Origin of the sequence: Sanguibacter suarezii NBRC 16159, from assembly GCF_001552735.1 — a bacterium.
Classification (GTDB): Bacteria; Actinomycetota; Actinomycetes; order Actinomycetales; family Cellulomonadaceae; genus Sanguibacter; species Sanguibacter suarezii.
On the sequence record NZ_BCRT01000021.1, the window covers coordinates 86,380 to 110,322 of the forward strand.

The window sequence follows — 23,943 nt, forward strand, 5'->3', positions numbered from 1 at the left end:
AGTCGCTCAGCGACTGTGCTTCATGAGCACTCTCGGCGCCTGCTCTTCACGAGTCACCACTTGCTCACCAGCGCTCCGTAGCATGACAGCTGCGACCATGAGCGGCAGAAAGACTGGCCACATGTGGCCCGGAGCCTGCATGTACGGGTTGGTCGCGTTGCCCACTAACGTCGCGAGCGCACCGACGACGCTCACCAGGAGGATGCCCCTCAACGAGACTTCACGCCGGAACGCCTTTCGAAGCACCTTCACCGCGAAGAACGTGACGACCAGGAGCAAAAGCACACCAACGAGGCCCGCCCAGGAGAAGAGCATGTGGTACTGAAGCTCAGTCTGCCACGGAGCCATGTCACGGACGACCGCTCCGCGGTCGATGGAGGCGCCGAACCCGCGGCCGAAAAGCAAGCTCGTGAGGTCAGGCGCATGGGTGAGGACGTTGGACTCGTTCACCCGCAACGCATCGGCAAGCTGGTCATCCTGCGACGTCAGCTCCGAGCGGACCAGGTTGGGCAGGTCTATCGATGACGGGTCGACCGACGGATCGTCGAATCCCAACGTCACTGCGACTGAACCAGCGCCGCGCGCCAAGATCGTCACGAGTTCAGTCTGGACGAGGAACGCTGTCGATCCTGCCACGGCCAGGAATCCAGCGACTGGAACCAGCCACGACTGGATCCGCTGACGAGTGACCGGGATCTGGGCGCTGTTACGGAAGGCCATGCACAGCCACGCGACGAGGATCAGTACAGGAGTCAGCAAGACCGCGACGACAATCCCGCGCCGCCAAGCGACCATAGTGCCTGCGACAGCGAGACCGGCAGCGAGGATCCTGAGCCATGTCGGTGGAAGGTACTTGTTGTGACGCCCACAGAAGAGAGTCGCGATCCACATGGGAGCCCACCACAGCAAAGACGGAAGGGCATGAGCCGACAACGCCACAACGCCCTCAGCGTCGATGACATAGCGCAAGGTCTGAGGTGCGGTGACCCAGGTCGGCAAGACATCGAACGGTAGGCGACCTGACGCGGTCAACGCTCCGACAATGAAGAGTCCGCCAATGAACACGGTCACAACAGCCGCCGCCCAGAACAGTATCCGGATAGCCCATCGTCGGAATCCGAGAACCAACAATGCGAACAGGGCTGGCCAGAACGCCGTGAACACGAGCACCCGGACCCAGGATTCGGCACCTCGCAGCACTGCCACGGTTACACCAAAGGCAACGAAGAGCGCCCATGTCGCGGCCATGATCACCAAGGAGCGATCGACCTTCCGGTCTGAGCGCACGAAGGCGATACCCGAGATCACGACCACGCTGATCAGCATCGGGTAGAGCACGAAGTTGTTCGAGACCGGCTTGTAGACGATGTACGCACATACGATCGCAACCCACACCGCGAGCAGCAAGTGCCGGTGACGAATGCTGTTGGGGCCCGTCACAAAACTCTCCTCGGTTCTTCGCAAGACGGTGGGGTCGAGGCTGGGACGACGACCAGGTCGGTGAGGTCCGCGAGGTCACGCAGGCTGGGCGCGAATCCGCAGTTGCCAGGGGCCGACGACAACGTCGCGATCTCAGTTTGGCAGAGGGACGATCCCACCTCCTCCACACTCGCTCCACAACGACGGGCAAACGGGGCGAGGGGCAACGACACTAGACAGACAATACCTCCTCGGTATCAGAACTCGTGACATCCCTGTCGCTATGGCCGCACTATCTCGCCAGCCTTCGCGAGTGCGCAAGCCTCTGCGCGTCCGCTGCCAGTATCACAAGAAGGAACCACCCCACCGGGACGGCGAGCATAGGCTCCGTGATGCTGTAGACGACAAAGCCGAGTATTCCTACCGCGATCCATCGCACCGTGGAGAACTCGACAGCGTCCAAGGAGACAAGAACCCAGCGCACTGCCACTGCAACGATCAGAACGAATGCGACGACGCCGACCACACCGAGCTGCGGCAGTAGGTCGAAAACAGAGTTGTGCCCGTGGGCGTACCAGAGGCCTGCCTTCTGGTCGATGTTCCACTTCTGGGGAGTAACCTGCGGGTGGAACCATGAGTAGGGCCAGATCGCTCCCCATCCATAGCCACCCACAGGGGCATCGGACCAGACCTCCACGATCGCGCTCCAGACCGGCATCCGCCCCGAGAAGTCCCCCGTCTTCCCCAGGAGCTCGGAGATGGTGCCGAAGCTTGCCAGGCTCACGAGAAATGCAGCGGCGACCAGGGAACAGCCGATGACCCGCGATCGGACGGTGGCGAACGGGTTCAGTCGACGCACAAACTCGAACGCTATCGCCCCGACGATAACGACTGCCGCGGAGACGAAACCTGTTCCAGAACGGGCCGCGACCAGCGTGCCGAGCACTACCGAGAATACGACGATCAAACGCAGCAGCTTCAGTCTCCCGCGCGGTCGATAGCACAGAACGGCACACAGGCCGATGAACAGCGTGTAGGACAGGACGTTGCGGTTGCCGTGGACGCCCACCACGGGATTGACGCCGATGGGCCCCCCTGCGCCGATACGCTCGGTCCACACCGCCCAGAGCGCAATCCCGGCGACGATAAGCGCCCCCCAGATGACACCGCGCAGCAGGGCTGGCGTCTCGGTGTTCGCCACGACTAGACATGCGAACAACGCAATCGCCCCGTACAGACCCACCGATCGCTCCGTGTCCGACGGTCCGACAGACCAGAGCACGCTTGCTGCGCAGATTCCGAGAAAGAGTAGGATCGTCCATGGCGGAGCCGACCACCGGACCCTCCTGACGTCGATGAGCACGACCACGACGCTCAAGGCAGCCAGCCGCCACAACGAGGTCGTCAGGACGGGGAACAAGTCACGCGGGTGTGACAGCAGGAAGAACCCGACCCCTATGAGCAACGACCACATCGAACCGCGCCAAGTGCCGTCTACGGCAGGCAGACGCAGAGTCTGGACTCTCCGAGCGTGACGGGGAGCGTCTACCGTCGCCAAGGTCATCGCCTGCCGATTCGGCGCGTGCGATCCACGATCCCCGGCCCCCTCCAGAACGCCACCCCCAACTGACTGCGCCACGTGAACTCTCCACTCCGTCTCGACCGCAAGTCTGCAGTCGACAAGGATCCTACGTGTGGGCGTAGCCGTCGCGCCTCCGTCCTTCCGCATCGACCCGCGGCGCGCTCTATTTGCTCGCTACAGCGAGTTCGCCGAGGCTCCGACGACGTTCCGAGATCATTTCCAGCCCTTGCGGATGAACGCTCGGTAACCAACCTTCCGGATTCCCTCTGGTACCAACCGGTAGACACCGCGCACCGCACAGTTCCGCAAGAACTGGGGCCAGCTGAGGAATCCGATGGAGAGCATCTTCCGCTGGAACACCAGCTCAGAACGCAGGATGCCGCGTCCTCCACGCCGGGCATAGGCACCCGCGCCGATGCGGTAGAGCACGAGCGGTTCCGGGATGTTGGCCGCGCCGGCGCCCGCCGCGAGCATCCGGGCGAAGAGCCAGTAGTCCTCCATGAGGGGCAGGTCCTGGTAGCCGCCGGCGTCGCGGACAGCGCTCTTGCGATAGACGACGGTGGGGTGGTTGAACGGCGAGACGAAGCGCGCGCGTCGTCGGATCTCCTCGGCACCCACCGGTGGGCACCGGACCAAGCCGGGCTCAGACTCCTCGGCGAACTCCTGGATGGCTGACCCGACGATGTCGAGCCCTCCGGCCACGAGCGGCACCTGGGCGGCGAAACGCCCCGGCAGTGAGATGTCATCGGCGTCCATCCTCGCCACGATCTCGTGGGCGCAGGCAGCCAATCCGACCTCCAGCGCCGCGGCAAGCCCACCGTTGACGGGCAGTGCGACGATCCGGGTGGGCACCTCGCCAGCGCCGAGCTCGTCGAGAAGGGCGCTCAGCGCCTCCCCCACCGGGCCGTCTCGGACGATGACGACCTCATCGGGCCGCAAGGTCTGCTCGGTGGTCACGGAGTCATAGGCCCGTCGCAAGAAGTCGGGCCGGTCGCCGGCATAGACCGGCAGCAGCACGGAGAAGTTCACGGCGCGGGTCGCCCTCCTTCAAGCCGGGCAACAGCTGACGTGACGTCCCCAAGCCCTCCCAGGATGTCGACGGTCGCCTTCGGGCGGCGGATGACGCCGTCCCGCAGGCCGCGCAGGGCCGCCCGCACCAGCACACCACGGTTCTTCGACCGAGCGAAGGTGCGCACCCAGCGGCGCACCGACGCACCCGTGTAGAGGACCCGCTCGAACGGGGAGAGCGCCGAGGACCGCGTGATCATCCAGATCTTGTTGCGCACCTCGTAGTAGAAGCGCGGGCCCGGGTCCGCGTCGGTGGCGCCGAAGGTCTTCGTGCGGTGCTCCACGACGCTCGCAGGAACGTAGAGACCGGTCCCGCGGCGCAGCAACCGGCAGGAGTACTCGAAGTCGTCGTTCCAGATGAAGTAGTCGGCGATCGGCAGCCCGAAATGCTCTACTGCGCGTGTATTGACAAGCATCGAGACGAAGGACGAGGACCGGACCGGCACCGCGCCTGCCTGGTCCGCCCGGTCCATGAACTCGGCGGCCACCCGCGGGCGGCGTCGCGGGGTATTCATCGGGTGGTCGCGACCGTCGTGCCAGACGACCCGGCTGCCCAGCAGGGCCACCGGCCCGTCGTACGTGTCCGCAGCACGCAGCAGCTCAGCAAGCGCGTCCGGTGTGGGGATGGTGTCGTCGTCCATGAGCCACACCCACTCCGGGACGGCCTCAGCGGGAACGTCGAGGGCTGCCGCGATCCCGGCGGCGAAGCCACCTGCCCCGCCCGTGTTGCGGTCCAGACTGATGACACGGGCACCGACCGGGTGCACAGCCGCGACGGCGGCGGAGTCGTCGTCGGAGTTGTTGTCCAGGACCACCACCTGGTCGACCGGCCGGGTCTGAGCTGCGAGCGCATCAAGGGCGTGTGTCAGCAGGTCTACACGGTTGAAGGCGACCAGCACCGCAGTCACGCGGTGCTGACGCTCAGTCGTCACGCCGTCGCTCCAGAGCCGATGACGACGCGGGGCACTCCAGCCCAGATCGCAGCGTCCGTCACACGTCGACCATCGACCAAGAGCCTCAGCCCCGGCACCTGCACAGGAGTGATCGTGCGGTACTCACCGTGGTCGGCCTGGACCACCGCGACGTCCGCCGCTTCCCCGTAGTGGTAGGCGTCGAACCCGAGATCGGCGAGCTCGGCGTCGGAGTACATCGGGTCGTGCACGACGACCCGGGCACCGCGAGTGCGCAGCGCGTCGACCGTCGCGAAGACCCCGGAGAACGCCGTCTCCTTCACTCCCCCGCGGTAGGCAGCACCAAGCACGACGACGCGCAGCCCGTCGAGCGAACCCAGCAACGACTCCGCCTGGGCCACCACCCGCTCAGGCACCGCGGCGTTGACCGCGCGGGCCTCCCGGACGATCGAGGCATCCGGGTCGACCGAGAGGTACAGGCGCGGGTACACCGGGATGCAGTGCCCTCCCACGGCGATGCCCGGACGGTGGATGTGGCTGTACGGCTGGGAGTTGCACGCCTCGATGACGGAGTACACATCGATGCCGACCTTCTCGGCGAAGGCGCCGAACTGGTTGGCGAGGCCGATGTTCACGTCGCGGTAGGTGGTCTCGGCGAGCTTGGCCATCTCCGCGGCCTCCGCCGACCCGAGGTCCCACACGCCGTTGGGGCGGGCGAGGTCGGGACGCTCGTCGAAGGTCAGCACCGCCTCGTAGAACTCCCGAGCCCGGCGGGCGCCCTCCTCGCTCAGGCCGCCGATGAGCTTGGGGTACTTGCGTAGGTCGGCGAAGACCCGGCCGGTGAGCACGCGCTCGGGCGAGAACACGAGGTGGAAGTCCTGGCCCTCGGTGAGCCCGGAGACCTCTTCCAGGAGCGGCTTCCACCGTCCGCGCGTCACTCCCACGGGCAGCGTCGTCTCGTAGGAGACGAGCGTGCCGGGAGTCAGGTGCGCACCGAGGGAACGGGTCGCGGCGTCCATCCAGCCGAAGTCGGGAGCAGCGGTCTCCTCGTCCACGAACAGCGGCACGACGAGCACGACGGCGTCGGCTCCCGGGATCGCGTCGGCGTAGTCGGTCGTGGCACGCAGTCGTCCGGCGGGCACCAGGTCGGCGAGCTTCTCGGCCAGGTGCGCCTCCCCCGGGAACGGCTCGGTCCCGGCGTTGACCAGGTCGACCACCGTCGGGTTCACATCGACCCCCACCACGTCGTGGCCCTGGTCGGCGAACTGGACGGCGAGCGGGAGGCCGATCTTTCCGAGAGCAACGACTGCGATGCGCATGAACACCTTCATCTGGTCCGATAGCGGGGAGACATCAGGCCGCCGACCCTTCACGAGCCGGGGCCACGGCATGTCTCCCCGAGGATACTGCCCCCGCTGAGCACCGGGTTCACGCCGTCGTGGTCACCACCTGGCGAGGACCGAGGCAGCCATGAGCCGCAACGGGGCCTCACGAGCGAGCAGCCGCGTGAGGTCCGCGGTGACGAGCGTCGCCGGCTGTCCGTGCCGGCGTCGCTCGGCAGCGAGCGCGAGAAGCTGCCCGACGTCGCTCGCCGGGTCCACGACCGCGCGCAGCACCGCGCAGTCGGCCCGGGAGAGCACTCGCTCACAGCCGGGTGCTGCGTGCAGGATCTCACCGACGACGCGGGCCAGCTCGACCCGCTCGCGGGGCGTCCAGAACTCCTCCGTCCGGTGGATCAGGAGTCCGAAGACATGGATCCGGAGAAACTTCACCGCGGCGGCGCGGCGTGCGGGCAGCGGCAGGGCGAGGAACCAGTCCTGGTCGACGAGGTCCACCAGGAAGGCGAGCTCCGCCGCGACCGGGCGGGCGACCCCGGTGGTGCGGTCCCCGGCGTCATCCTGGACGAGGTAGGCGGGACCGCGCCGGTCGAAGGCGATCGGCGCACCGGAGAACCACAGCCGGGTCACGAAGGCCACGTCCTCCCCGACCTCGTGGCCGAGGGTGAACCGCAGGCCGAGCCGCTCGAGCGCAGCCCGGTCGAGCAGACCCAGCGGTGCGGACCTGTAGGAGAGCCGGTCACGAACTCCGTCGAGCATCGTCGTGCGCAGGGGACGGGTGGGAGGGGTCGGCACGATGGCGGCGATCGATCCGTCGGAGCGTGCCGCCGCCAGGCGCGCGACGACCGCGGCCGCGCCGTTTCGACGCGCCAGGTCGAGCCAGGAGGCGATGGCACCGGGGGCGAGCCGGTCGTCGGAGCCCATGACGGCGACATAGGGCGCCCGGGCCGCATCGAGGCCGTGGTTGAACGGTCCTGCGGGGCTGCGGGTGGTGTCGGTGAAGGCGAGGACGCGCACGCACGATCCTGGCGGGACGGCGACCCCTGCGAGGTTGTCCTCGATGAGGGCGGGATCGACGTTGTGCGCCACGACGGTCACTCGGACCTGGACCGGGGATGCGAGCGCGGAGCTGACGGCGCGCGCGATCGGGCGCTGCGCGGTGTGCACCGCGATGACGACGTCGACCATCACCTCCGTCGCGACGTCCCCCGGGCGCGGCGCGCCAGCCACGCCCGGTCCGCCACCGCTCATCCAGCACGCTCCGCGCGTGCCAGGTCGTAGACGTCGAGGTAGCCGCGTCGGACCGTCTCCGGGCTGAACCGGTCACCGATGGTCGCGGCGACCTCCTCGGCGCTCAGCTCCGAGGTCGTGGCCACCACCCACTCGACCGCGTCGGCGTAGGCCTTGACGTTCTGACGGCCCACCAGCTCCCCGACGCTCGCGTCGATGTACTCCCCCTGTCCCCCGGTCGAACCGACCACGACGGGTCGCCCGTGCACGAGCGCCTCAGCCGCCGAGACGCAGAAGTTGTCGGCCTTGGTCGGCAGGAAGAACAGGTCTGCGGCGTCGAGGGCGGCGCGCACCCCATCGGCGTCGACCGTCCCGAGCAGGGTGAGCCGGTCGGCGACGGCAAGGTCCACGGCGAGGGCAGCGACGTCGTCGCGCAGGGGGCCGGTCCCGGCCCAGGTGAGGCGCGCGTCGTGGCCGCGGGCGACGAGCTCGGCGAGGGTCCGCACCGCGAGGAGCGGGTCCTTGCGGTCGATGAGCCCCCCCACGCTCACGAGCTCGAGCGCACGGCCGACCGGGCGGCGCGGGGCAAGAGCTGCCGGGGCAGGGACGATGCACGGCACGATCTCGGTGGGCTTGCCCTGGCGGGCAGCGCGGATGGGTCGGGCGAGATAGTCGCACACGGCCGTGACGACGTCGGGCTGGCCCAGCAGGGGACGCAGCGCCGGCAGCGCCAGACGCCACGTGGGCGGGAGGGTGGCCGGGGTTGTCAGGCCGGACCAGTGCTCGGTGTGCACCCACGGCACGCCCGGACGAGACCGGGCGAAGGCCAGCAAGGTCGGGAAGGCCATGGTGTGCACGAGGTCCGCGCTGGCGAGCAGCGGCTCGAGCAGGCGGCGGGCTCGCCTGATCTGGAGGGGGCGCTGGGGTGACATGACGATCCGGTGCACCCGCAGGCCGTCGTGGTCGATCGTGTCCACGTCCGCCTCGCGGGGGTCGGTCAGGTGCGGTGCCACGAGGTGCACCACCTCGACGTCGTGGTCGCGGGCCAGGACACGGACGTCCTTCTCGACGAAGGTCCCCATCGTCGGCGCCTGGGGACTGGGGAACCACGTGGTCACGACGATGATCTTCACGCCCCGACGCTATCAGCGCACGGGCCGAGCCCTCGGACCTCCGGGAACCCGGGTGCGCCCCTCCCGGGCATGTCGGGCCTGGTCGGCGCGGTGAGCCCTAGACTCGGGCATCGTGAAGCTCCTCTCCGTGGTCGGCGCCCGCCCGCAGTTCGTCAAGCTCGCCCCGATCGCCCACGCGGCCGCTGCAGCCGGCGTGGAGCACGTCATCGTGCACACGGGCCAGCACTACGACCCGATGCTCTCCGACGTGTTCTTCTCCGACCTGTCCATCCCTGCCCCCGACGTGCACCTCGGTGTGGGGTCCGGGAGCCACGGTCAGCAGACCGGGTCCATCCTCGCGGCCATGGACGACGTGCTCGCCGACGCCCGTCCGGACTGGGTGCTCGTCTACGGCGACACCAACTCCACGCTCGCCGCCGCGTTGTCCGCGGTCAAGCTGCACCTGCCGGTGGCGCACCTAGAGGCTGGGTTGCGGTCCTTCAACCGGGCCATGCCCGAGGAGCACAACCGGGTGCTCACCGACCACGCAGCCGACCTGCTGCTCGCCCCGACCGATGTGGCCGCAGCGCACCTGCGGTCGGAGGGGCTGGGCGGGCGGACCGTCGTCGTGGGCGACGTCATGACCGACGTGCTGGGCACCGTGCGCGAATCACTGACCGGCGAGCCGGCCACGGTGCTGGCGAGCGCCGGGGTGAGCGCCGGGGACTTCTACGTGGCCACCATCCATCGGGCGGAAAACACCGACGACCCCGCCCGCCTCGCCGAGATCGCCGCGAGCCTCAAAGCCCTCGACCGTCCCGTCGTGCTGCTCGCTCACCCGCGCCTGGTCGCCCGGTCGGCTGCGGCCGGCATCGACTGGTCCGGTGGCGCGGTGGTGCTGCACCCGCCGCTGGCCTACCCGGACCTCATCGCCGCGGCCATGGCGAGCGCCGGGGTGGTGACCGACTCCGGCGGTCTGCAGAAGGAGGCCTTCCTCCTGCGGGTGCCGTGCACGACGGTGCGCACCGAGACCGAGTGGGTCGAGACCGTCGAGCTGGGATGGAACGTGCTGGCCACCTCCGCCGCTCAGATCCTCGCCGGCGTCCAGCGTCGGGCCCCCGAACCGACCGATGCTGCGCCGTACGGTGACGGGCACGCGGCCGACCGCGTGATCCAGGAGCTCCTCCGCCGAGCCTGACCGCCCGTCTGTCACCCTGTCCGTCTGTCACCGCCGCTTGTCACCCGATCTCTGGAGCCCCTCTGATGCCCATCCCGCTGTCACCTGGCCGTTGCACCGGACGCTCCGCACGCCGGGCCGCCGTGACCAACCTCGCCGTCGTCCTGGCCCTCACCACGATCGCCACGCTCGCCCTGGTCACCGTCACCGGGACCGCCCAGGCAGCCGGCGACGAGCCGGCCCCTGCCAGCACGGCCTTCAGGTCCATGTGGGTGTGGGACAACTCCCTGACCACCGCCCAGGACAACCGCGGGACCGGCTACGCGGCCGCAGCCCCGCAGACCATCGTGGACTTCGCCCGCGCGCACAGCCTCGACCGGGTGCACGTCGCCGCGCCGTGGGTCTCCGATGAAGGACCGATCGCGGCCTGGATGGACGAGACCACCACTGCCCTGCACGACGCCGGCTTCGAGGTCGGTGTGCTCGGCGGTGACGCCGGGTGGCTCGATGACCCGTCCCTGGCGGTGACGTGGACCCTGGATGCCATCAGCACCCGTCCCGTCGACTACGTCGCGCTCTCGCTGGAGCCGTGGACGCTGCCGTCCTGGACCACCGACCAGGCCGGGACCGTCGCCCGGTGGGAAGCGACGATGGACGCGGTCAAGGCCGCTCTGCCCGCCGGTGTCCGGCTCGCACTGGACGCCCCCTACTGGCTGGCCACGACGCCTGCCCCGGACGGCGGGACCCTCTTCGACGCCGTGCTGGAGCGAGCCGACTCCCTCGCCATCGTCACCTTCGTCGACCACGCAGACGCCTTCGACGGGATCATCGCCCTGTCGGCGCCGGCCCGCGCCGCCGCCGGCGCAGCCGGCATCCCCTACACGGTGGGCCTGGAGACGGACACCCCGGAGATCGCGGGAGGGGCACCCTTCACCTTCTACGACGACGGGGCCGACGCCCTGGTGCGCGAGGCCGGGCTGGTCCAGGAGGCTCTGGCCGGTGACCCGCTGTTCGAGGGAGTCGCAGTCGAGCACTACCGGGCGTGGCGGTCCTTGCTCGGCCTGGTCTGAGCCTCACGGGCGATCTGGTCCACGGCCCTGGCCCAGCCTGCGGACTGCACCTCGGCGGAGAGCTCGCGGGCGCACGCGGCGGACTCGCGCTTCCAGGTGGCGACCTGGGCCGGGTCGAGGGCGTCGAGGACTGCCGCGAAGGCACCGGAGGTGAAGCCCTCCGTCACCGCACCGAGCCCGCGCGTCTCGACCTCGCGCGCCATCTCCGGGCTCGGCCCGACGATCACACCCAGCCGCGCCTGGACGTAGTCGAAGAACTTGTTCGGCAGCGTCCACTCGTAGTTGTAGTTCACCGGCGGCAGCACGAAGACCCCGACGTCGTAGCCGTTGAGGGTGCGCACCAGGTCCGCGTAGGGCACCGGGTCGAGCACCCGCACGCGCGCCGAGCCCGCGCACCGCGCACGCAGCTCGGCGAGGTAGACCGGGTCGTTGGGCATGAGGAGCAGGTCCAGGGTGACGTCGGCGGCAGACTGCTCGACGCCGTCGATCATCACCTCGAGGGTGCGGTTGCGCTGGGCGTTGCCGGAGTGCACGAGGCGGATCGGGGAGCCGACCGGCTGCGCTTCCAGCTCGGCGTAGGGCGCGGCGTTCGTGACCACACCGACCGGCACCCCCAGCTCGCGGCTGTACCGGTCCGCGATGCCCTGCCCAACTGTGGTCACCGACGCGGCCCGGGTGACGAACCGGCGGCAGATCCACCGGATGTACGGCGCGACGAACCAGCGCCACCGAGGCAGCTCGCTGTTCTGACCGGGGGCGTACTCGTGCAGGTCCGCGTGCACCCCGCTGCGCGGGGCGAGGGACAGCGCGAGCGGAACGGTGTCGACGTCGTCGGCCAGGATGACGTCGAAGGCACCCACCGGCAGGACCGAGCGGGCATGCGCGACGGCCGCGTTGCCCCAGTACACCCGCCGGTACTGCCGAGCCAGCAGCCACCTGGGGTCCTTGCGCCATGCCGGCAGGTCCGCCGGGACCTCGATGTGGGCGACGACGCCCGCGGGAGCCGGACCATAGCCGCAGGTGGTCACGTCGTAGCGGCCTGAGAAGAGGGCGACCTGCTTGAGGACGCGGGCGTCGTCGGCGATCGGGGAGAAGGACAGGATGAGCAGGGACGGGCGGCTCATGCCTCACCTCCGAAGAGCGCGTCGACGGCCGTCCGCCAGCCGGTGACCTCGACCTCGGCCGACAGCTCGCGAGCACGGGCGTGGGAGGCAGCCTTGAGACGACGGACAGTCTCCCGGTCGAGGGTGGTCAGCACGTCGGCCAAGGACTCGACGGCGAAGTCGGGTGAGACGACCCCCACGCCCCAGCCCTCGACCCGCCCAGCCATCTCCGGCGACGGACCGACGACGATCCCGAGCCGGGCCTGGACGTAGTCGAAGAGCTTGTTGGGCAGCGACCAGCGGATGTTGAAGTTGACGAAGGGGAAGACCGCCAGGCCGACGTCGTAGCCGTTGAGGGTCGCGATGAGCCGCTCGTAGGCCACGGGTTCGCGGAACCGAACTCGGCCGCGAGGGTCCGCAGCGGCCTGCGAACGCAGCTCGAGGAGGTGCGCAGGATCGTTCGGCATGAGGAAGAGGTCGAGGGTGACGTCGGCGGGTGTGGCGTGCACGGCATCGATGAGCAGGTCGAGACGCCGTTTACGCTGCGCTACCCCGCTGTGGACCAGGCGGAGCGGGCCGGCGTCGAGATCGCAGACCGGTCCGGGGGCGAGATCGTGGAAGGGGGCCGCGTTGGTGACCACACCGGCGGTGATGGCGAAGACTCTCTGGTACTCGGCAGCGATGCCGTCTGCGACGGTGGTCACCGACGCGGCGAGGGTCACGTATCGACGGCAGATCCAGGCCTTGTACGGCGCGATCCGGCGCTTCCACGCGGGGTTCTCGTCGTGCTGGGCGGGTGCGTACTCGTGCAGGTCAGCATGGACGCCCAGCCGGGGCGAGAGACCGAGCGCGACCGGCACGGCCTCGACGTCGTTCGCCAGCACCACGTCGACGTCGATCCCGCGCAGGGCACGGCGCGCCCAGGCGACCGCCGACGTCGACCAGAATGCCCGCCGGTACCACCGTGCAGTGATGAGACGGCCGTCCACGTCGGTCGCCGACAGCCCGGCAGGGATCTCGACGTGGTGGACGACCCCCTCCGGAGCAGGGCCAAAACCGCAGGTGGTCACGTCGTAGAGGTCCTTGAAGAGCTCGACCTGCTTGAGCACGCGAGCGTCGGCGACGATCGGCGAGAAGGACAGCACGAGCAGAGAGCCGCGAGGCATCAAGGGTCCTTTCGGGAGCGGCCTGTCAGGCTCGCGTATCGGTCCTGCAGCTCAGCTGCGCTGGCCCGGAGGCTGCGCCGGGCGACGGTGAAGTCACGAGCGGCCCGGCTCATGCTACGGCGATCCTCGGGCGCCAGACGGAGCAGGTCACCCACCGCTCCGGCGAGCGCTCGGGTATCGCGCTCGGGGACGAGGACCCCGGTCACACCGTCCTCGACCATCTCGGGGGCACCTCCGCTCGCGTAGACGACGACCGGGACTCCGCACGCCTGCGCCTCGAGGGTCACCAGGCCCGCAGCCTCGCGCCACTCACCGTCCTGCTGGGTCGGCAGCACGAAGACGTCAGCGTGACGCATCGCCTCGCGCACGCCCGCGCGGTCCCGCATCCCCTCCAGGCGGATGTGCGGGTGCTCGGCCGCAGCGGCGCGGACACGCAGTTCCAACGAGCCGGCGCCGATGACGCGCAGCGTGTGGGGGGTCGTCCGGGCGAGCTCCACGGACGCCTCGACCGCGTCGGTCACGCCCTTGCGTTTCTCGAGCGCGCCGAGGAAGAGCACCTCGGGGACGTCCCTGGTGCCAGGATCGACCGGCGGGGTGAAGAAGTCCGTGTCCACACCCTGGTAGTGGACGGCGACCTTGTCCGCCGGGTAGCCGCGCCGGACCGCCTCAGCTGCGAGCCACTCGCTCACCGCGAGCAACGTGGTGGCCCGCTCCCCGCACGTGCGGAGGTTGCGCGCGGTGATCCAGGTCCAAAAGTTGCGGACCTCATCAGACCGACGGAAGACGTCGTAGCCGTGCAGGGTCGCGATGAACGGGACCCCGAGGTCCCGAGCTGCTCCTGAACCGGCCAGGCTCCACGTGCCGAAGTGCTGGTGGACGACGTCGGGCGCGAAGGCGCGCACTGCGGCGCGCTGGCGGCGGACGGCCGCGAACGCTGCGAGGCTCCCGCGCACGCCCGGGACCCCGTAGGGGGTGGCGCCCTCCACCAGGCGTGCGACCTCAGGGTCGTCGACCTGCGCAGAGAGGGAGAACACCCGTCCGTCGACGCCGTCCATGTGCAGCAGATGGTTGATGACGAAGTACGTGGGCGGGATACGCACAGGTCCGGTCGTGACTGCGATCCGCAGGTTCGTGCTCTCCATCGTCTACCGGAACCTGTCGGCGAGGTAGTACCGCAGGGTGCTCTCACGATCGAGGGCGTTCCACGGCGCGGGAGGCAGCAGGTGCGCCCACCGCCCCGCCACGGCACGGGCAGCCGTCGCCGCGACGATGTCGCGCGCGGTGGAGGTAGGTCTCAGGATCGTGTCCAGGACACTGCGGTCCGCGCGCGAGAACGGACGCAGCGCTGCGGGTCCGCACCTCAGCAGCTCAGTGACGACGTGACGTACATAGGCCACCTCGCCCTCGCCCCACGAGTCCACGGAGGAGCGCCGCGAAACCGTGTCGAGCACGTGGATGCGCATGATCTTGATGGCGACGGCCCGCCGGTACCCGGCCGGCAGAGCTCTGAACCAGTCACGTGAAAGAAGCGCGGCGTAGGGCGCGAGGGAGACAGTCACGGGGCGCACGGTGGTAGTCACGCGCGTGCTGGCATCCACACCGACCACGTATCTGGGGGCGCCGGCGGCCAGGTCCACGCGCGACGCGGCGTGCCAGAGCTCGACGGTGAAGGCGATGTCACCGCCGACGGCCATCCCCTCCTCCAGCCGCAGCCCCATCCGGTCCAGGGTGGACAGGCGCAGGAGCCCAAGCGGCGCGGTGCGGTACGCCATCCGGTCGGCGACCGGGTCGAGCTGCTCGGTCCGGCGTGGCCGCACCCGAGGCGTGTTGATGACCTCGCCCGTCTGCAGCCGCATGGGCGCGAGCACCACGTCGACCTGCTCGTCAGCCGCGGCACACCATGCCTGCAGGGCTCCCGGTTCGTAGTAGTCGTCCGAGCCGATGATCGTCACGAATTCCGCAGAAGCCACGTCCATGCCGGCGTTGTAGGGCCCCGATGGGCTGCCGAGACCGTCGCGGACCTCCAGCAGCCGGGTGAAGGGCGCTGCGTCCTGCGGCAGGAGCGCTGCGACGTCGTCGGCCTCGAGCTCGTGGCAGGCGACAGTGACGCGGACGGCGCCGCTCCGGTCCCAGTCGGTGGTGAGCGCAGAGGCGACGGTGCGCGCCACCGGCCGGCCCAGGTCGTGCACGGCGACGACGACGTCCACCACCGGCGCCGGCGCCGCCACGGCGTCGAAGTCGCGCCGGGAGATGATCGCGGCGGTCACCTCGCAGCGTCCCTGCTGGCGGGCATGCCGGTCCCGGCGAGGAAGGGCGCCAGCACCTCAGCGGAGGCGCGACCATCGTGGACCCGGTCGACGTAGGCAGGTCCGGCTGCGGCAAGCTCTTGGAACCGAGGTCGGTCAGCGAGGATCTCGTGGATCCTGTCGGCGACGCTGGTGGCGGTCGTCTCCAGGACGGGAAGGTCGAGGCCATACGTCCCTGCCGCAGCCTCGCGGACAGCATCGGTGACGTGCGAGAGGACCAGTCGCCCGGCTGCCATGGCCTCGCACGCGGCGACCCCGTAGTTCCCGATCCTGAACTGGTCCAGGACGATGTCGGCGCGGGCATAGAGAGCAGGCATCTCCTCCCACGGCACCCCCTGGACACGCTGGTACTCGATGATCCCCTCGGCGGCGAGCGCCTCCAGGGCGGGCTCGATGAGGTCGCTGCCCTTGACCGCAGCACTGCTGGGCGCATGCACGACCACAGGCACCGCCCGCTGCAGCGGGAGAGTGTCGGTACGCCACCGGGCTGGCTCCACGACGACGGGCCACCACGTCGCATAGGGCACGTCGGCGAGCAGGTCGGGGGTCGTCACGAAGACCGAGACGCCACGGGCGTGGAGAACGTCGGCGTCGTTGCGGTGAGCCTGAGACTGCGCCTCGAACACTGCAGTGTCCCCGAGCGCGCCGTCGGCGAAGGGAGACCACGGCGTGAGGGTGACGTGCCGGCTCGGCAACCGGATGTCGGTGCCGTGGAAGAGCAAGGCGACCTGCATGCCGTCGTCGAGGAGGCGCAGCAGCTCGGTCCTGCTGGCCCCTGGCCCGTCCGGGGAGAACAGCGGCTGCCCGGACTCGGCGATCACGTGGGTGAAGGAGCCCACATAAGCGCGTTGGTCGCGTTGCCAGATGCGTGACCCGAGATACACGTTCTTGGGCACGGCGTAGTCCACCGGGTACGAGAAGGCGGGCCTGCGACCCGCCCCCGCGACGGCCTTCATCGACACCGCACCCGTTCCACGATGGCGTTCAGCCGTCCGGGCGAGGGCACTCCCCTGACCGGCGTAGTTGGTCGGTGCGACGTAGAGGCGGTTGCTCGCGAGCGGCAGCGCTGGCGGGGGCACCCGGTCGTGCGAGGTGAACCGGTACATCGCCTGGTCGTAGGCGTCTCCCAGCCGTGGCGGCAAGAGCCGAGCCCTCGCCTCCACCGCAGTGGTCACGCGTCGAGGGAGGCGGCGCTGGTGCTTGACGTAGAAGGCCGCCACCCCCTGAGCAGCTCGTGCGACGCGACCAGTCCCGCGTCGAGCGGACCCGGTCCTCGCACCGCCGCCGTCCTGCCCTATGACCGTGGAGTACAGGCCCACCAGGCGCTCTGCCTCCTGCTGCCAGTTGAGGGCTCGAGCTGCCCGGACGGCTGCCTCCCGGAACTGCGCGGACTGGGCGATCACCTTGGTGATGGCCTCCGCCGTCTCACGCGGACCGGTGAGGTCGAAGACCTCCCCGACGCCGTGCGAGGTGACGATCTCCGCCATGTCTGGCACGTTGGTCGCCGCGATCGGCAGACCCGCGTGGATGGACTCGAAGAGCTTGTTGGGCAGGCAGTACCGCTGGTTGAGCGTCACCGGACGCACGAAGACCACCGAGGCGTCGGCGTCCATGAGCGCCGCAGGGACCTGCGCCGAAGGGACGATCCCCGCGAAGTGCACCCGGTCGCTGAGCGACTGGGCCTCGATGCTGGCCCGCAGCGTGTCGAGATACACCTCGCTGCCACGCCCCAGCAGCACCAGGTGGGTGGAGTCGTCGAGGTACGGCAGCGCCGCGACCGTCTCCTCGATGCCGCGGTTCGCGGTGATCGCTCCGCAATAGGCGATGACCCGTGCGGAGAGGTCCAGCCCAGCGAGCTCGTGCAGCCGTCCGTCCGCGCGGGTGAGGTCGCGGTCCTGCAGCGGGGGGATGTTGCGGATGAGGGTGGGATCTTGCGTGAGGCGCAGGTTGGTGCGCATCCAGTCGACGATGCTCGGCGAGACGGTGATGGTCCCGGCAGCGCGAGGCGCGAGGCGCTTCTCGACCCACGCTTCCCATCTCCGGGCCACCGGACGCTTGCCTGCCTTGACTCGGTGCGTCCAGATCTCGTGCGCGTCGTAGACGTACGGCACACCGGCGGTCCGGTGGATCTGCCATGCGGGCAGCAGGGTGTCGGCGTCGTTGGCGTGCACGACGTCAGGCGCCCATGCCGCGACCGCTCGCCGGACGCGGTGCTGGAAGGACGCGAGGCGCAGCGTGTAGTGGGCTCGCATCCACAGGTCGACCAGGCTCGCAGCAGGGCCCGCTGGACCCGGCGCGCTGACCGGCGCTGGACCGCTCGGCACGTCCGTGACGTAGGACGTCGCCGGTTCCGTGATCCGGGAGCCCTCTGCGCGTCCACCTCGCAGTCTCGCGACGGCCCTCCGGGCTCGCGCGCCGACCCGCGCGGGCACGTGGTCGATCTCCACGAGCGGCAGCCGCTCGAGCTCCACGCCGTCATCGAGGACCGTCAGCCCCGGTGCCATTCCCAGATAGCTCGAGAAGGCGAACACACGGACCTGCGCCCCGGCGGCCGCGAAGGTCTGTGCCGTCTTGAGGACCCGGGTGTCCACGGTGAAGTCGTTGAAGACGAGGACTGCGACCCGTGGCGCGCGGCCGTCCACGGTCGGCAGGCTCGTCGAGGTCAGGAGGGGGGCGTTCACAGCACACCGCCCAGACCGAGGTCGTCAGAGCGTTCTGCCAAGCCAGCGAGAGCTGCTTGAGCAGCGAACTCGGGGACGGCGTCGACCAGCTCGTCGAAGGTGCCCCGGGCCGCGATCCGGCCGTCCTTCATGAAGCACACCTGCTGGCTGTGACGGATGGTCGACAACCGGTGTGCCACGGAGATGACAGTCACCTCCCCCTCCAGCTGAGCGATGGCCTGAGACACGTCGAACTCGGTCTTGGTGTCGAGGGCGCTCGTCGCCTCGTCCATGACGAGCACGAGCGGGTCGACGTAGAGTGCCCGCGCGATGCCGATGCGCTGACGCTGCCCGCCGGACAGCGCCATGCCCCTGTCACCGATGCGTGCGTCGAGACCGCCCTCGCGTGCCTCGATGACATCGAGCAGCTGAGCGCGACGCAGGGCCTCGCGCACCCGCTCGCGGTCGTAGTCCTCGGTCCACGTCAGGGCGACGTTCTGAGCCACGCTCGCGTCGAAGAGCGAGACGTCCTGCGGGACGTAGCCCACCCGGGAACGCCATGCCGCCAGCACGTTCTCCAGCGGCTCTCCGTCCAGCTCGATCGCTCCCTCGGACGGAACGAGCAGGCCGAGGAGGATGTCGACGAGCGTCGTCTTGCCCGAGCCGGACGACCCCACGAGGGCGAGCGACGTGCCCAGCGGCACCGAGAGGTCGACTCCGGTCACCGCCGGCGTGCGCGAGCCGGGATAGGTGAACTCGACACCGTGCAGATCGAGGCTCATGGGCTGGTCTGCGATCGGGTCCTGGCCCACCCTCTCGGCGGTGGCGATGTACACCTTCGACGCCGTGACGTCCGCGATGACCGCGCGCACGTGCGGGATGGTCGATGCCGTCTGCGTCATGACGGCCTGGAAGGCGGTGAGCGCGGGCACCATGCGGAATCCCGCGACGCCGAAGAAGGCGACGGCGCTGATGGCGGCCGTGGCGCCGCCACCCGCGTAGGTGACAGCGCCGATGAGCAGGAAGCCTCCCACGAGCGCTGCCTCGAGGACGTACCTCGGCAGCCCGCCGAGGAAGGACAGGTTCGACCGTGCCCGCGTCGTGTGCTCACGGTTGGCGTGCACCACGCGCGCCACCTCCGGCGCCTGCCCGCGCAGGGTGATCTCCTTGAGCGCCCCCACCATCTCGGTCATGAGACTGGCCACCTTGAAGGAGTAGTCCCGGTTCACCCGGCCGGCGATGAGCGCACGCTTGGACACCCCGAAGTACAGAGCCGCGGCGATGACGCCGAGGTAGAGAAGGGTGATGGCCGCGGTGAGCGGCTGAACGAGGACGAGCATGAGGAGCACCGCGACAAAGGTGGTCAGCAGCGACGGGAGGGTCGCGACCGGCAGCAGGAAGCCTGCTGTGGCGTTGGCGATGCCCACGTCCGCGAGCCGGACGAGCTGAGCTGTGTTTCTCTTGAGCCGTTCTGTCCACGGCGCCTTGATGTACGCGTCGAAGAGCTGATCGCCGATCTCCAGCTCGTAGGTCGCGAAGCGGCGCGTGGCGACCCACTGGAGGGCGACCGCAAAGATCCCCTTGAGCACGATGAGCGCGGAGACGACTCCGAGCAACCAGACCGCCGATCCCTCCGGAAGATCACCGATCAGGGGCAGCGTGACCGTCGCACTGTCTCCGACCATCGTCGAGAGAGTGAGGGCGAGGAGCCCGAGCGCAGCGATGTCGAGGAGCGCAAGGGCGCTCGTGGCCGCCACGTAGAACCCGAGGAACCGTCTCGCCTTGGCGGGCAGCAGCGGCAGCACGTCGTGCAGCGTCCGCCAGATGAGCTTCACGTCAAAGTGTCCTGTTCACGAGTGGTCTGTGGGCATCAACGTCGATGGACATCACCGTCGACCGCGTCCACCGGCGTTCTGCACGACGCCGGCGGCAGTCTCCGCGGATCGCGTCGCTGATGCGTTCTCACGCGCCCAGTCTGCCCGAGCAGCCCTGGATGCCGAGGACGGTGGCGACCTGAGGAGTGCGATCATCGCACAAGCCACCTCATCGACGGAGAAGTCCGTGACGATCCCCAGCTCATCCTTCGCCAAGACGTCACGGGCGGGGCCGGGGCCCGCGTAGAGGACGGGAGCGCCGCAGGCCACCGCAGCGAACACCTTGGTGGGGAAGGCGAAGTCATACCCCAAACCGGGGCGCAGCGAGACCAGCGCCCCGTGCGCACCACGCAGCCACTGCGCGGCGACCTCAGGAGGGACCGCACCCCGCAGCTCGACGGAACCGTCGGGGAACGCGGCAGCCTGCGCCGCGATCGTCGCCCACGCGCTGCCCTGGCCGAGGAAGACCACCCGGGCGTCTGGGACGCTCTCGCGCACCCGCGCCAGGGCCTCGACGAAGATCTCCGCGCCCTGCCACTCCGACGCGGTCCCCGCGTAGACGAGGTACGGCACGTCCGGGGCGTCGACCGGCACCGGGCCGTCGGGGGTGAACACCGAGGTGTCGATCCCGTTGCGCACCACGGTCACCGCGGCCGGGTCCACGCCCAGCTCGCCGAGGCGAGCCGCGACGCCGTCGGACACGGCGATCACGGCGCGCGCCCCGCGCAGCGCCCAGCGTTCCATGGCCGCGACCACCCGCACGAGCGGCGCCGGCGCACCGGTGCTCGCTGCGGCGTCGGACCAGATGTCGGCGGCGTAGTAGACGTAGGGGACGCGGCGCAGCGCGCTGACGACGCGGACCACGACGCCGGTGGTCGGCGGCGGTTCGCTGACCACCACCGTGGGCCGCGCGACGAGCAGCAGGCGCAGGGCGAGCGGGGCGTCGAAGCTCAGGTACTGGACGTACCCGCGCACCACACCTGCGGCGTCGCGCAGCACCGGCCAACGGGTGATGGTGACGTTCGCCGGGACGGTGGCCGCCGCGGCGGCGGCAGCGGCGTCCGCGGTGGGGCGCACGGTGAGCACCGTGACCCGCCGTGCCCAGCGGCTCAGCGCACCGGTGAGCGCGGCGAGCCGGAACGACGCCGCGGCGGCCTCGGGAGCGAAGATGCGGCTGGCCAGGACCACGTGCGCGGTAGGCGAGGGCGCTCCGGGCCCCGCCTCAGCCAAGACGGACGCTCTGCCCGCTCTGCGCAGAGGCGACCATCGCCTCAGCGACCCGCAAGGTCGCCAGGCCCTCCTCGAGGGTGACGATGTCCTTGCTGATCCCCAGGATCGCGTCGCGGAACGCCTCGTGCTCGACCCGCAGCGGCTCGCGCTTGGCCAAGGCGTACCGGATGACGTCCCCCTCGGAGACCCCGCGGAAGGCTGCGATGGAGTCCCACTCGGTCGGCACGGTGCCGTTGGCGTAGAAGGTGAGGTCGGCGCTGGCCGTGTCGGCGACGAAGGCGCCGCGCTCCCCCGTGACGACGGTGACCCGTTCCTTCATCGGAGAGAGCCAGTTGACCGTGTGGTTGACCATGATGCCGTTGGCCAGGCTGCCGGTGGCGAGCACCATGTCCTCGAACTGACGCCCGCTGCGGTGAGCGACCTGGGCCGAGATGGTCGCGTAAGGGCTCTGCGCCACCCACGCGGTCAGGTCGATGTCGTGGGAGGCGAGGTCCTTGACCACACCGACGTCGGCGATCCGGGCCGGGAACGGACCCTGGCGCCGGGTGATGATCTGGTAGATCGCTCCGAGCTCGCCGTCGGCAAGGCGGCGCCGCAGCTCCTGCAGAGCCGGGTTGAAACGCTCGATGTGCCCGACCGCCCCGACCAGACCGGCGGCGACGAAGGCGTCGACGATCCGCTGTCCGGCGGCGCCGGAGTCGGCGACGGGCTTCTCGATGAGGGTGTGCACGCCGGCCTCGGCCAGCGCCAGGGCGATCGGCTCGTGGTAGATCGTGGGGACCGCGACGACCGCCATGTCCAGCCCGGCTGCGATGAGCGCCTGGACGTCGTGGAGCACCGGCAGCGCGCCGGCGACGCCGTGCGGGTCACCGGCGGGGTCGGCGACGGCGACGAGCTCGACCCCGTCCATCTCGCGCAGCACCCGGGCGTGGTGGCGGCCCATCGCACCGAGACCGATGAGCCCGGCACGCAGGTTCCGTGAGCCCGCCATCAGGAGCCGGCCTTGACGACCGCGACGACGCCGGCGACGATCCGCTCGAGGTCTCCCGTGGTCAGCGACGGGTGCACCGGCAGGGAGATGACCTGCCCGGCTGCTTCCTCGGTGCGCGGCAGGTGCAGTCCCGGCGCGTACTTCTCGAGGGAGGGCAGGCGGTGGTTGGGGATCGGGTAGTACACCCCGCAGCCGACGCCGTGCTCCTCGCGCAGCGCCTTGACCATCTGGTCGCGGTCGCCTGCGACGCGGATCGTGTACTGGTGGTAGACGTGGACCGCGTCGGCGTGGACGGGCGGGACAGTGACTCCGGCCAGGCCACCGAGACCGGCGTCGAGCAGGCCGGCGTTGGTCTGACGCTGCTCGGTCCAGCCGGCCAGCTTGGTCAGCTGCACCCGACCGATCGCGGCGTGAATGTCCGTCATCCGGGCGTTGAAGCCGACCACCTCGTTGGCGTACTGGGTCTCCATGCCCTGGTTGCGCAGCAGCCGGACCCCGCGGGCGATGTCGTCGCTCGCGCAGGCGACCATGCCACCTTCACCGGAGGTCATGTTCTTGGTCGGGTACAGGCTGAACATGGCGAAGTCACCGAAGGAGCCGACCGGGGCGCCGTTCAGCTGGGCCCCGTGGGCCTGGGCGGCGTCCTCGAAGAGCTGGAGGGAGAACTCGTCGGCGATGGCGCGCAGCTCGGTCATCGCGGCGGGGTGACCGTACAGGTGCACCGGCATGATCGCCTTGGTGCGCTCGGTGATCGAGGCCCGCACCGAGGCGGGGTCCAGGCAGAAGTAGTCCGGCTCGATGTCGGCGAAGACCGGTGTCGCTCCGGTGAGGGCGACGGAGTTGGCGGTCGCCGCGAAGGTGAAGGACGGCACGATGACCTCGTCGCCTGGGCCGATGCCCGCTGCGAGCAGCCCCAGGTGCAGTCCGGAGGTCCCGGAGTTCACCGCGACGCACTGCCGACCTGCCACGAGCTGGGCGGCGAACTCCGACTCGAAGGCCTTGACCTCGGGGCCTTGAGCGATCATGCCCGAGCGCAGCACGCGGTCGACCGCGGCCCTCTCGTCATCGCCGATGATGGGCTGTGCTGCGGGGATCAGGGGAAGACTCACAGTCGGACGACCTCTCTCAGGGTGGCGTCAACAGCCTCGTACACGGTCGCCGTCACAGGACAGGACCAACGTCCGTCGCCGTCGTCGACCAGGGGGTGGCCGGCCTTGCCGACCCATCCGCGCTGGCGGGCGGGGACGCCCGCGACGATCGCGAAGTCGGGCACGTCCTTGGTGACCACGGCCCCGGCGGCGACGGTGGCCCAGGCGCCGATGCGGACGGGCGCCACGCACACCGCGCGGGCGCCGATCGAGGCGCCGGTGCCGACCTCGACGCCGACCGCCTCCCAGTCGTGGGCGCTCTTGATCGAGCCGTCGGGGTTGATGGCACGGGGGTACCGGTCGTTGGTCAGGACGGCCGCAGGGCCGATGAAGACGCCGTCGGCCAGGGTGGCCGGCTCGTAGACCAGGGCGTAGTTCTGGATCTTGCAGTCAGACCCGGCACGCACACCGGAGCCGATGTAGGCACCGCGGCCCACCACGCACCGCTCACCGAGCACTGCGCCGTCGCGGACCTGGGCGAGGTGCCAGATCTGCGTGCCCTCACCGATCTGTGCGTCTGCGTCGACGTCAGCAGACGCTGCGATCTTGACAGCCATTC

19 protein-coding genes are annotated in these 23,943 nt (G+C 69.9%); 2 read left to right on the plus strand and 17 right to left on the minus strand.

Annotated features, from left to right (window positions below; genetic code table 11):
• Window positions 1-6: 6 nt before the first annotated feature.
• The 7 genes from SS2_RS13885 to SS2_RS13915 form a co-directional block, all read right to left on the minus strand.
• Window positions 7-1,440 (minus strand): hypothetical protein, encoded by a 1,434-nt coding sequence (locus SS2_RS13885; RefSeq protein WP_066465134.1) that lies wholly within the window; start codon window positions 1,438-1,440, stop codon window positions 7-9.
• A gap of 271 nt (window positions 1,441-1,711) precedes the next feature.
• Window positions 1,712-2,782: an O-antigen ligase family protein gene (locus tag SS2_RS13890; RefSeq protein WP_169796312.1), complete on the minus strand. Its 1,071-nt coding sequence runs from the start codon at window positions 2,780-2,782 to the stop codon at window positions 1,712-1,714.
• Between the two features lie 432 nt (window positions 2,783-3,214).
• Window positions 3,215-4,030, minus strand: coding sequence for a glycosyltransferase (locus tag SS2_RS13895; protein ID WP_066465138.1), 816 nt, complete (start codon window positions 4,028-4,030; stop codon window positions 3,215-3,217).
• On the minus strand, window positions 4,027-5,001 hold the full coding sequence (locus SS2_RS13900) for a glycosyltransferase (RefSeq protein WP_245643588.1): 975 nt from the start codon (window positions 4,999-5,001) through the stop codon (window positions 4,027-4,029). Before SS2_RS13900 ends, SS2_RS13895 begins: the two co-directional genes overlap by 4 nt.
• Window positions 4,998-6,299, minus strand: a complete 1,302-nt coding sequence (locus SS2_RS13905) for a nucleotide sugar dehydrogenase (protein ID WP_066465808.1) — start codon at window positions 6,297-6,299, stop codon at window positions 4,998-5,000. The genes SS2_RS13900 and SS2_RS13905 overlap by 4 nt, the downstream gene beginning before the upstream one ends.
• A gap of 123 nt (window positions 6,300-6,422) precedes the next feature.
• Window positions 6,423-7,568: a glycosyltransferase family 2 protein gene (locus SS2_RS13910; RefSeq protein ID WP_083942256.1), complete on the minus strand. Its 1,146-nt coding sequence runs from the start codon at window positions 7,566-7,568 to the stop codon at window positions 6,423-6,425.
• Complete coding sequence (locus tag SS2_RS13915; protein ID WP_066465145.1) at window positions 7,565-8,680, minus strand: glycosyltransferase; 1,116 nt, start codon at window positions 8,678-8,680, stop codon at window positions 7,565-7,567. The genes SS2_RS13910 and SS2_RS13915 overlap by 4 nt, the downstream gene beginning before the upstream one ends.
• Window positions 8,681-8,792: 112 nt before the next feature.
• Here SS2_RS13915 and wecB point away from each other — a divergent pair, with 112 nt between their 5' ends.
• Complete coding sequence (gene wecB, locus SS2_RS13920) at window positions 8,793-9,857, plus strand: non-hydrolyzing UDP-N-acetylglucosamine 2-epimerase (RefSeq protein WP_066465148.1); 1,065 nt, start codon at window positions 8,793-8,795, stop codon at window positions 9,855-9,857.
• A 65-nt stretch (window positions 9,858-9,922) separates the two neighbouring features.
• Window positions 9,923-10,906 (plus strand): hypothetical protein, encoded by a 984-nt coding sequence (locus tag SS2_RS13925; RefSeq protein ID WP_245643590.1) that lies wholly within the window; start codon window positions 9,923-9,925, stop codon window positions 10,904-10,906.
• On the opposite strand, the gene SS2_RS13930 is transcribed toward SS2_RS13925, so the two are convergent.
• From SS2_RS13930 to SS2_RS13975, 10 genes are read right to left on the minus strand one after another with little or no spacing between them, the layout of a single operon-like run.
• Window positions 10,870-12,030 (minus strand): glycosyltransferase family protein, encoded by a 1,161-nt coding sequence (locus SS2_RS13930; RefSeq protein WP_066465150.1) that lies wholly within the window; start codon window positions 12,028-12,030, stop codon window positions 10,870-10,872. The two genes, SS2_RS13925 and SS2_RS13930, sit on opposite strands and share 37 nt — an antisense overlap.
• Complete coding sequence (locus tag SS2_RS13935) at window positions 12,027-13,175, minus strand: glycosyltransferase family protein (protein ID WP_066465152.1); 1,149 nt, start codon at window positions 13,173-13,175, stop codon at window positions 12,027-12,029. The genes SS2_RS13930 and SS2_RS13935 overlap by 4 nt, the downstream gene beginning before the upstream one ends.
• Complete coding sequence (locus SS2_RS13940) at window positions 13,175-14,317, minus strand: glycosyltransferase family 4 protein (RefSeq protein ID WP_083942257.1); 1,143 nt, start codon at window positions 14,315-14,317, stop codon at window positions 13,175-13,177. Before SS2_RS13940 ends, SS2_RS13935 begins: the two co-directional genes overlap by 1 nt.
• Window positions 14,318-14,320: 3 nt before the next feature.
• Window positions 14,321-15,442, minus strand: a complete 1,122-nt coding sequence (locus SS2_RS13945) for a glycosyltransferase family A protein (protein ID WP_066465154.1) — start codon at window positions 15,440-15,442, stop codon at window positions 14,321-14,323.
• On the minus strand, window positions 15,439-18,162 hold the full coding sequence (locus SS2_RS13950; RefSeq protein ID WP_066465159.1) for a glycosyltransferase: 2,724 nt from the start codon (window positions 18,160-18,162) through the stop codon (window positions 15,439-15,441). Before SS2_RS13950 ends, SS2_RS13945 begins: the two co-directional genes overlap by 4 nt.
• The gene (locus SS2_RS13955) at window positions 18,159-19,976 is read right to left on the minus strand and encodes an ABC transporter ATP-binding protein (protein WP_066465161.1); all 1,818 of its coding nucleotides are present in this window, start codon (window positions 19,974-19,976) and stop codon (window positions 18,159-18,161) included. The genes SS2_RS13950 and SS2_RS13955 overlap by 4 nt, the downstream gene beginning before the upstream one ends.
• A 51-nt stretch (window positions 19,977-20,027) precedes the next feature.
• Window positions 20,028-21,245, minus strand: coding sequence for a glycosyltransferase (locus SS2_RS13960; RefSeq protein ID WP_245643592.1), 1,218 nt, complete (start codon window positions 21,243-21,245; stop codon window positions 20,028-20,030).
• Window positions 21,238-22,236 carry a Gfo/Idh/MocA family protein gene (locus SS2_RS13965; RefSeq protein ID WP_066465164.1) on the minus strand — a complete coding sequence of 333 codons (999 nt, stop codon included), beginning with the start codon at window positions 22,234-22,236 and terminating at the stop codon, window positions 21,238-21,240. Before SS2_RS13965 ends, SS2_RS13960 begins: the two co-directional genes overlap by 8 nt.
• Window positions 22,236-23,345: a DegT/DnrJ/EryC1/StrS family aminotransferase gene (locus SS2_RS13970; RefSeq protein WP_066465166.1), complete on the minus strand. Its 1,110-nt coding sequence runs from the start codon at window positions 23,343-23,345 to the stop codon at window positions 22,236-22,238. Before SS2_RS13970 ends, SS2_RS13965 begins: the two co-directional genes overlap by 1 nt.
• Window positions 23,342-23,941 carry an acyltransferase gene (locus SS2_RS13975; protein ID WP_066465168.1) on the minus strand — a complete coding sequence of 200 codons (600 nt, stop codon included), beginning with the start codon at window positions 23,939-23,941 and terminating at the stop codon, window positions 23,342-23,344. The genes SS2_RS13970 and SS2_RS13975 overlap by 4 nt, the downstream gene beginning before the upstream one ends.
• Window positions 23,942-23,943 lie beyond the last annotated feature (2 nt).

Excerpts from the sequence above, each read along its gene's own strand:
- SS2_RS13925 (WP_245643590.1), top strand. The coding sequence starts at position 9,923 with ATGCCCATCCCGCTGTCACCTGGCCGTTGCACCGGACGCTCCGCACGC.
- SS2_RS13905 (WP_066465808.1), bottom strand. The coding sequence starts at position 6,299 with ATGCGCATCGCAGTCGTTGCTCTCGGAAAGATCGGCCTCCCGCTCGCC.
- SS2_RS13930 (WP_066465150.1), bottom strand. The coding sequence starts at position 12,030 with ATGAGCCGCCCGTCCCTGCTCATCCTGTCCTTCTCCCCGATCGCCGAC.
- SS2_RS13935 (WP_066465152.1), bottom strand. The coding sequence starts at position 13,175 with ATGCCTCGCGGCTCTCTGCTCGTGCTGTCCTTCTCGCCGATCGTCGCC.
- SS2_RS13965 (WP_066465164.1), bottom strand. The coding sequence starts at position 22,236 with ATGGCGGGCTCACGGAACCTGCGTGCCGGGCTCATCGGTCTCGGTGCG.
- SS2_RS13940 (WP_083942257.1), bottom strand. The coding sequence starts at position 14,317 with ATGGAGAGCACGAACCTGCGGATCGCAGTCACGACCGGACCTGTGCGT.
- SS2_RS13975 (WP_066465168.1), bottom strand. The coding sequence starts at position 23,941 with ATGGCTGTCAAGATCGCAGCGTCTGCTGACGTCGACGCAGACGCACAG.
- SS2_RS13910 (WP_083942256.1), bottom strand. The coding sequence starts at position 7,568 with ATGAGCGGTGGCGGACCGGGCGTGGCTGGCGCGCCGCGCCCGGGGGAC.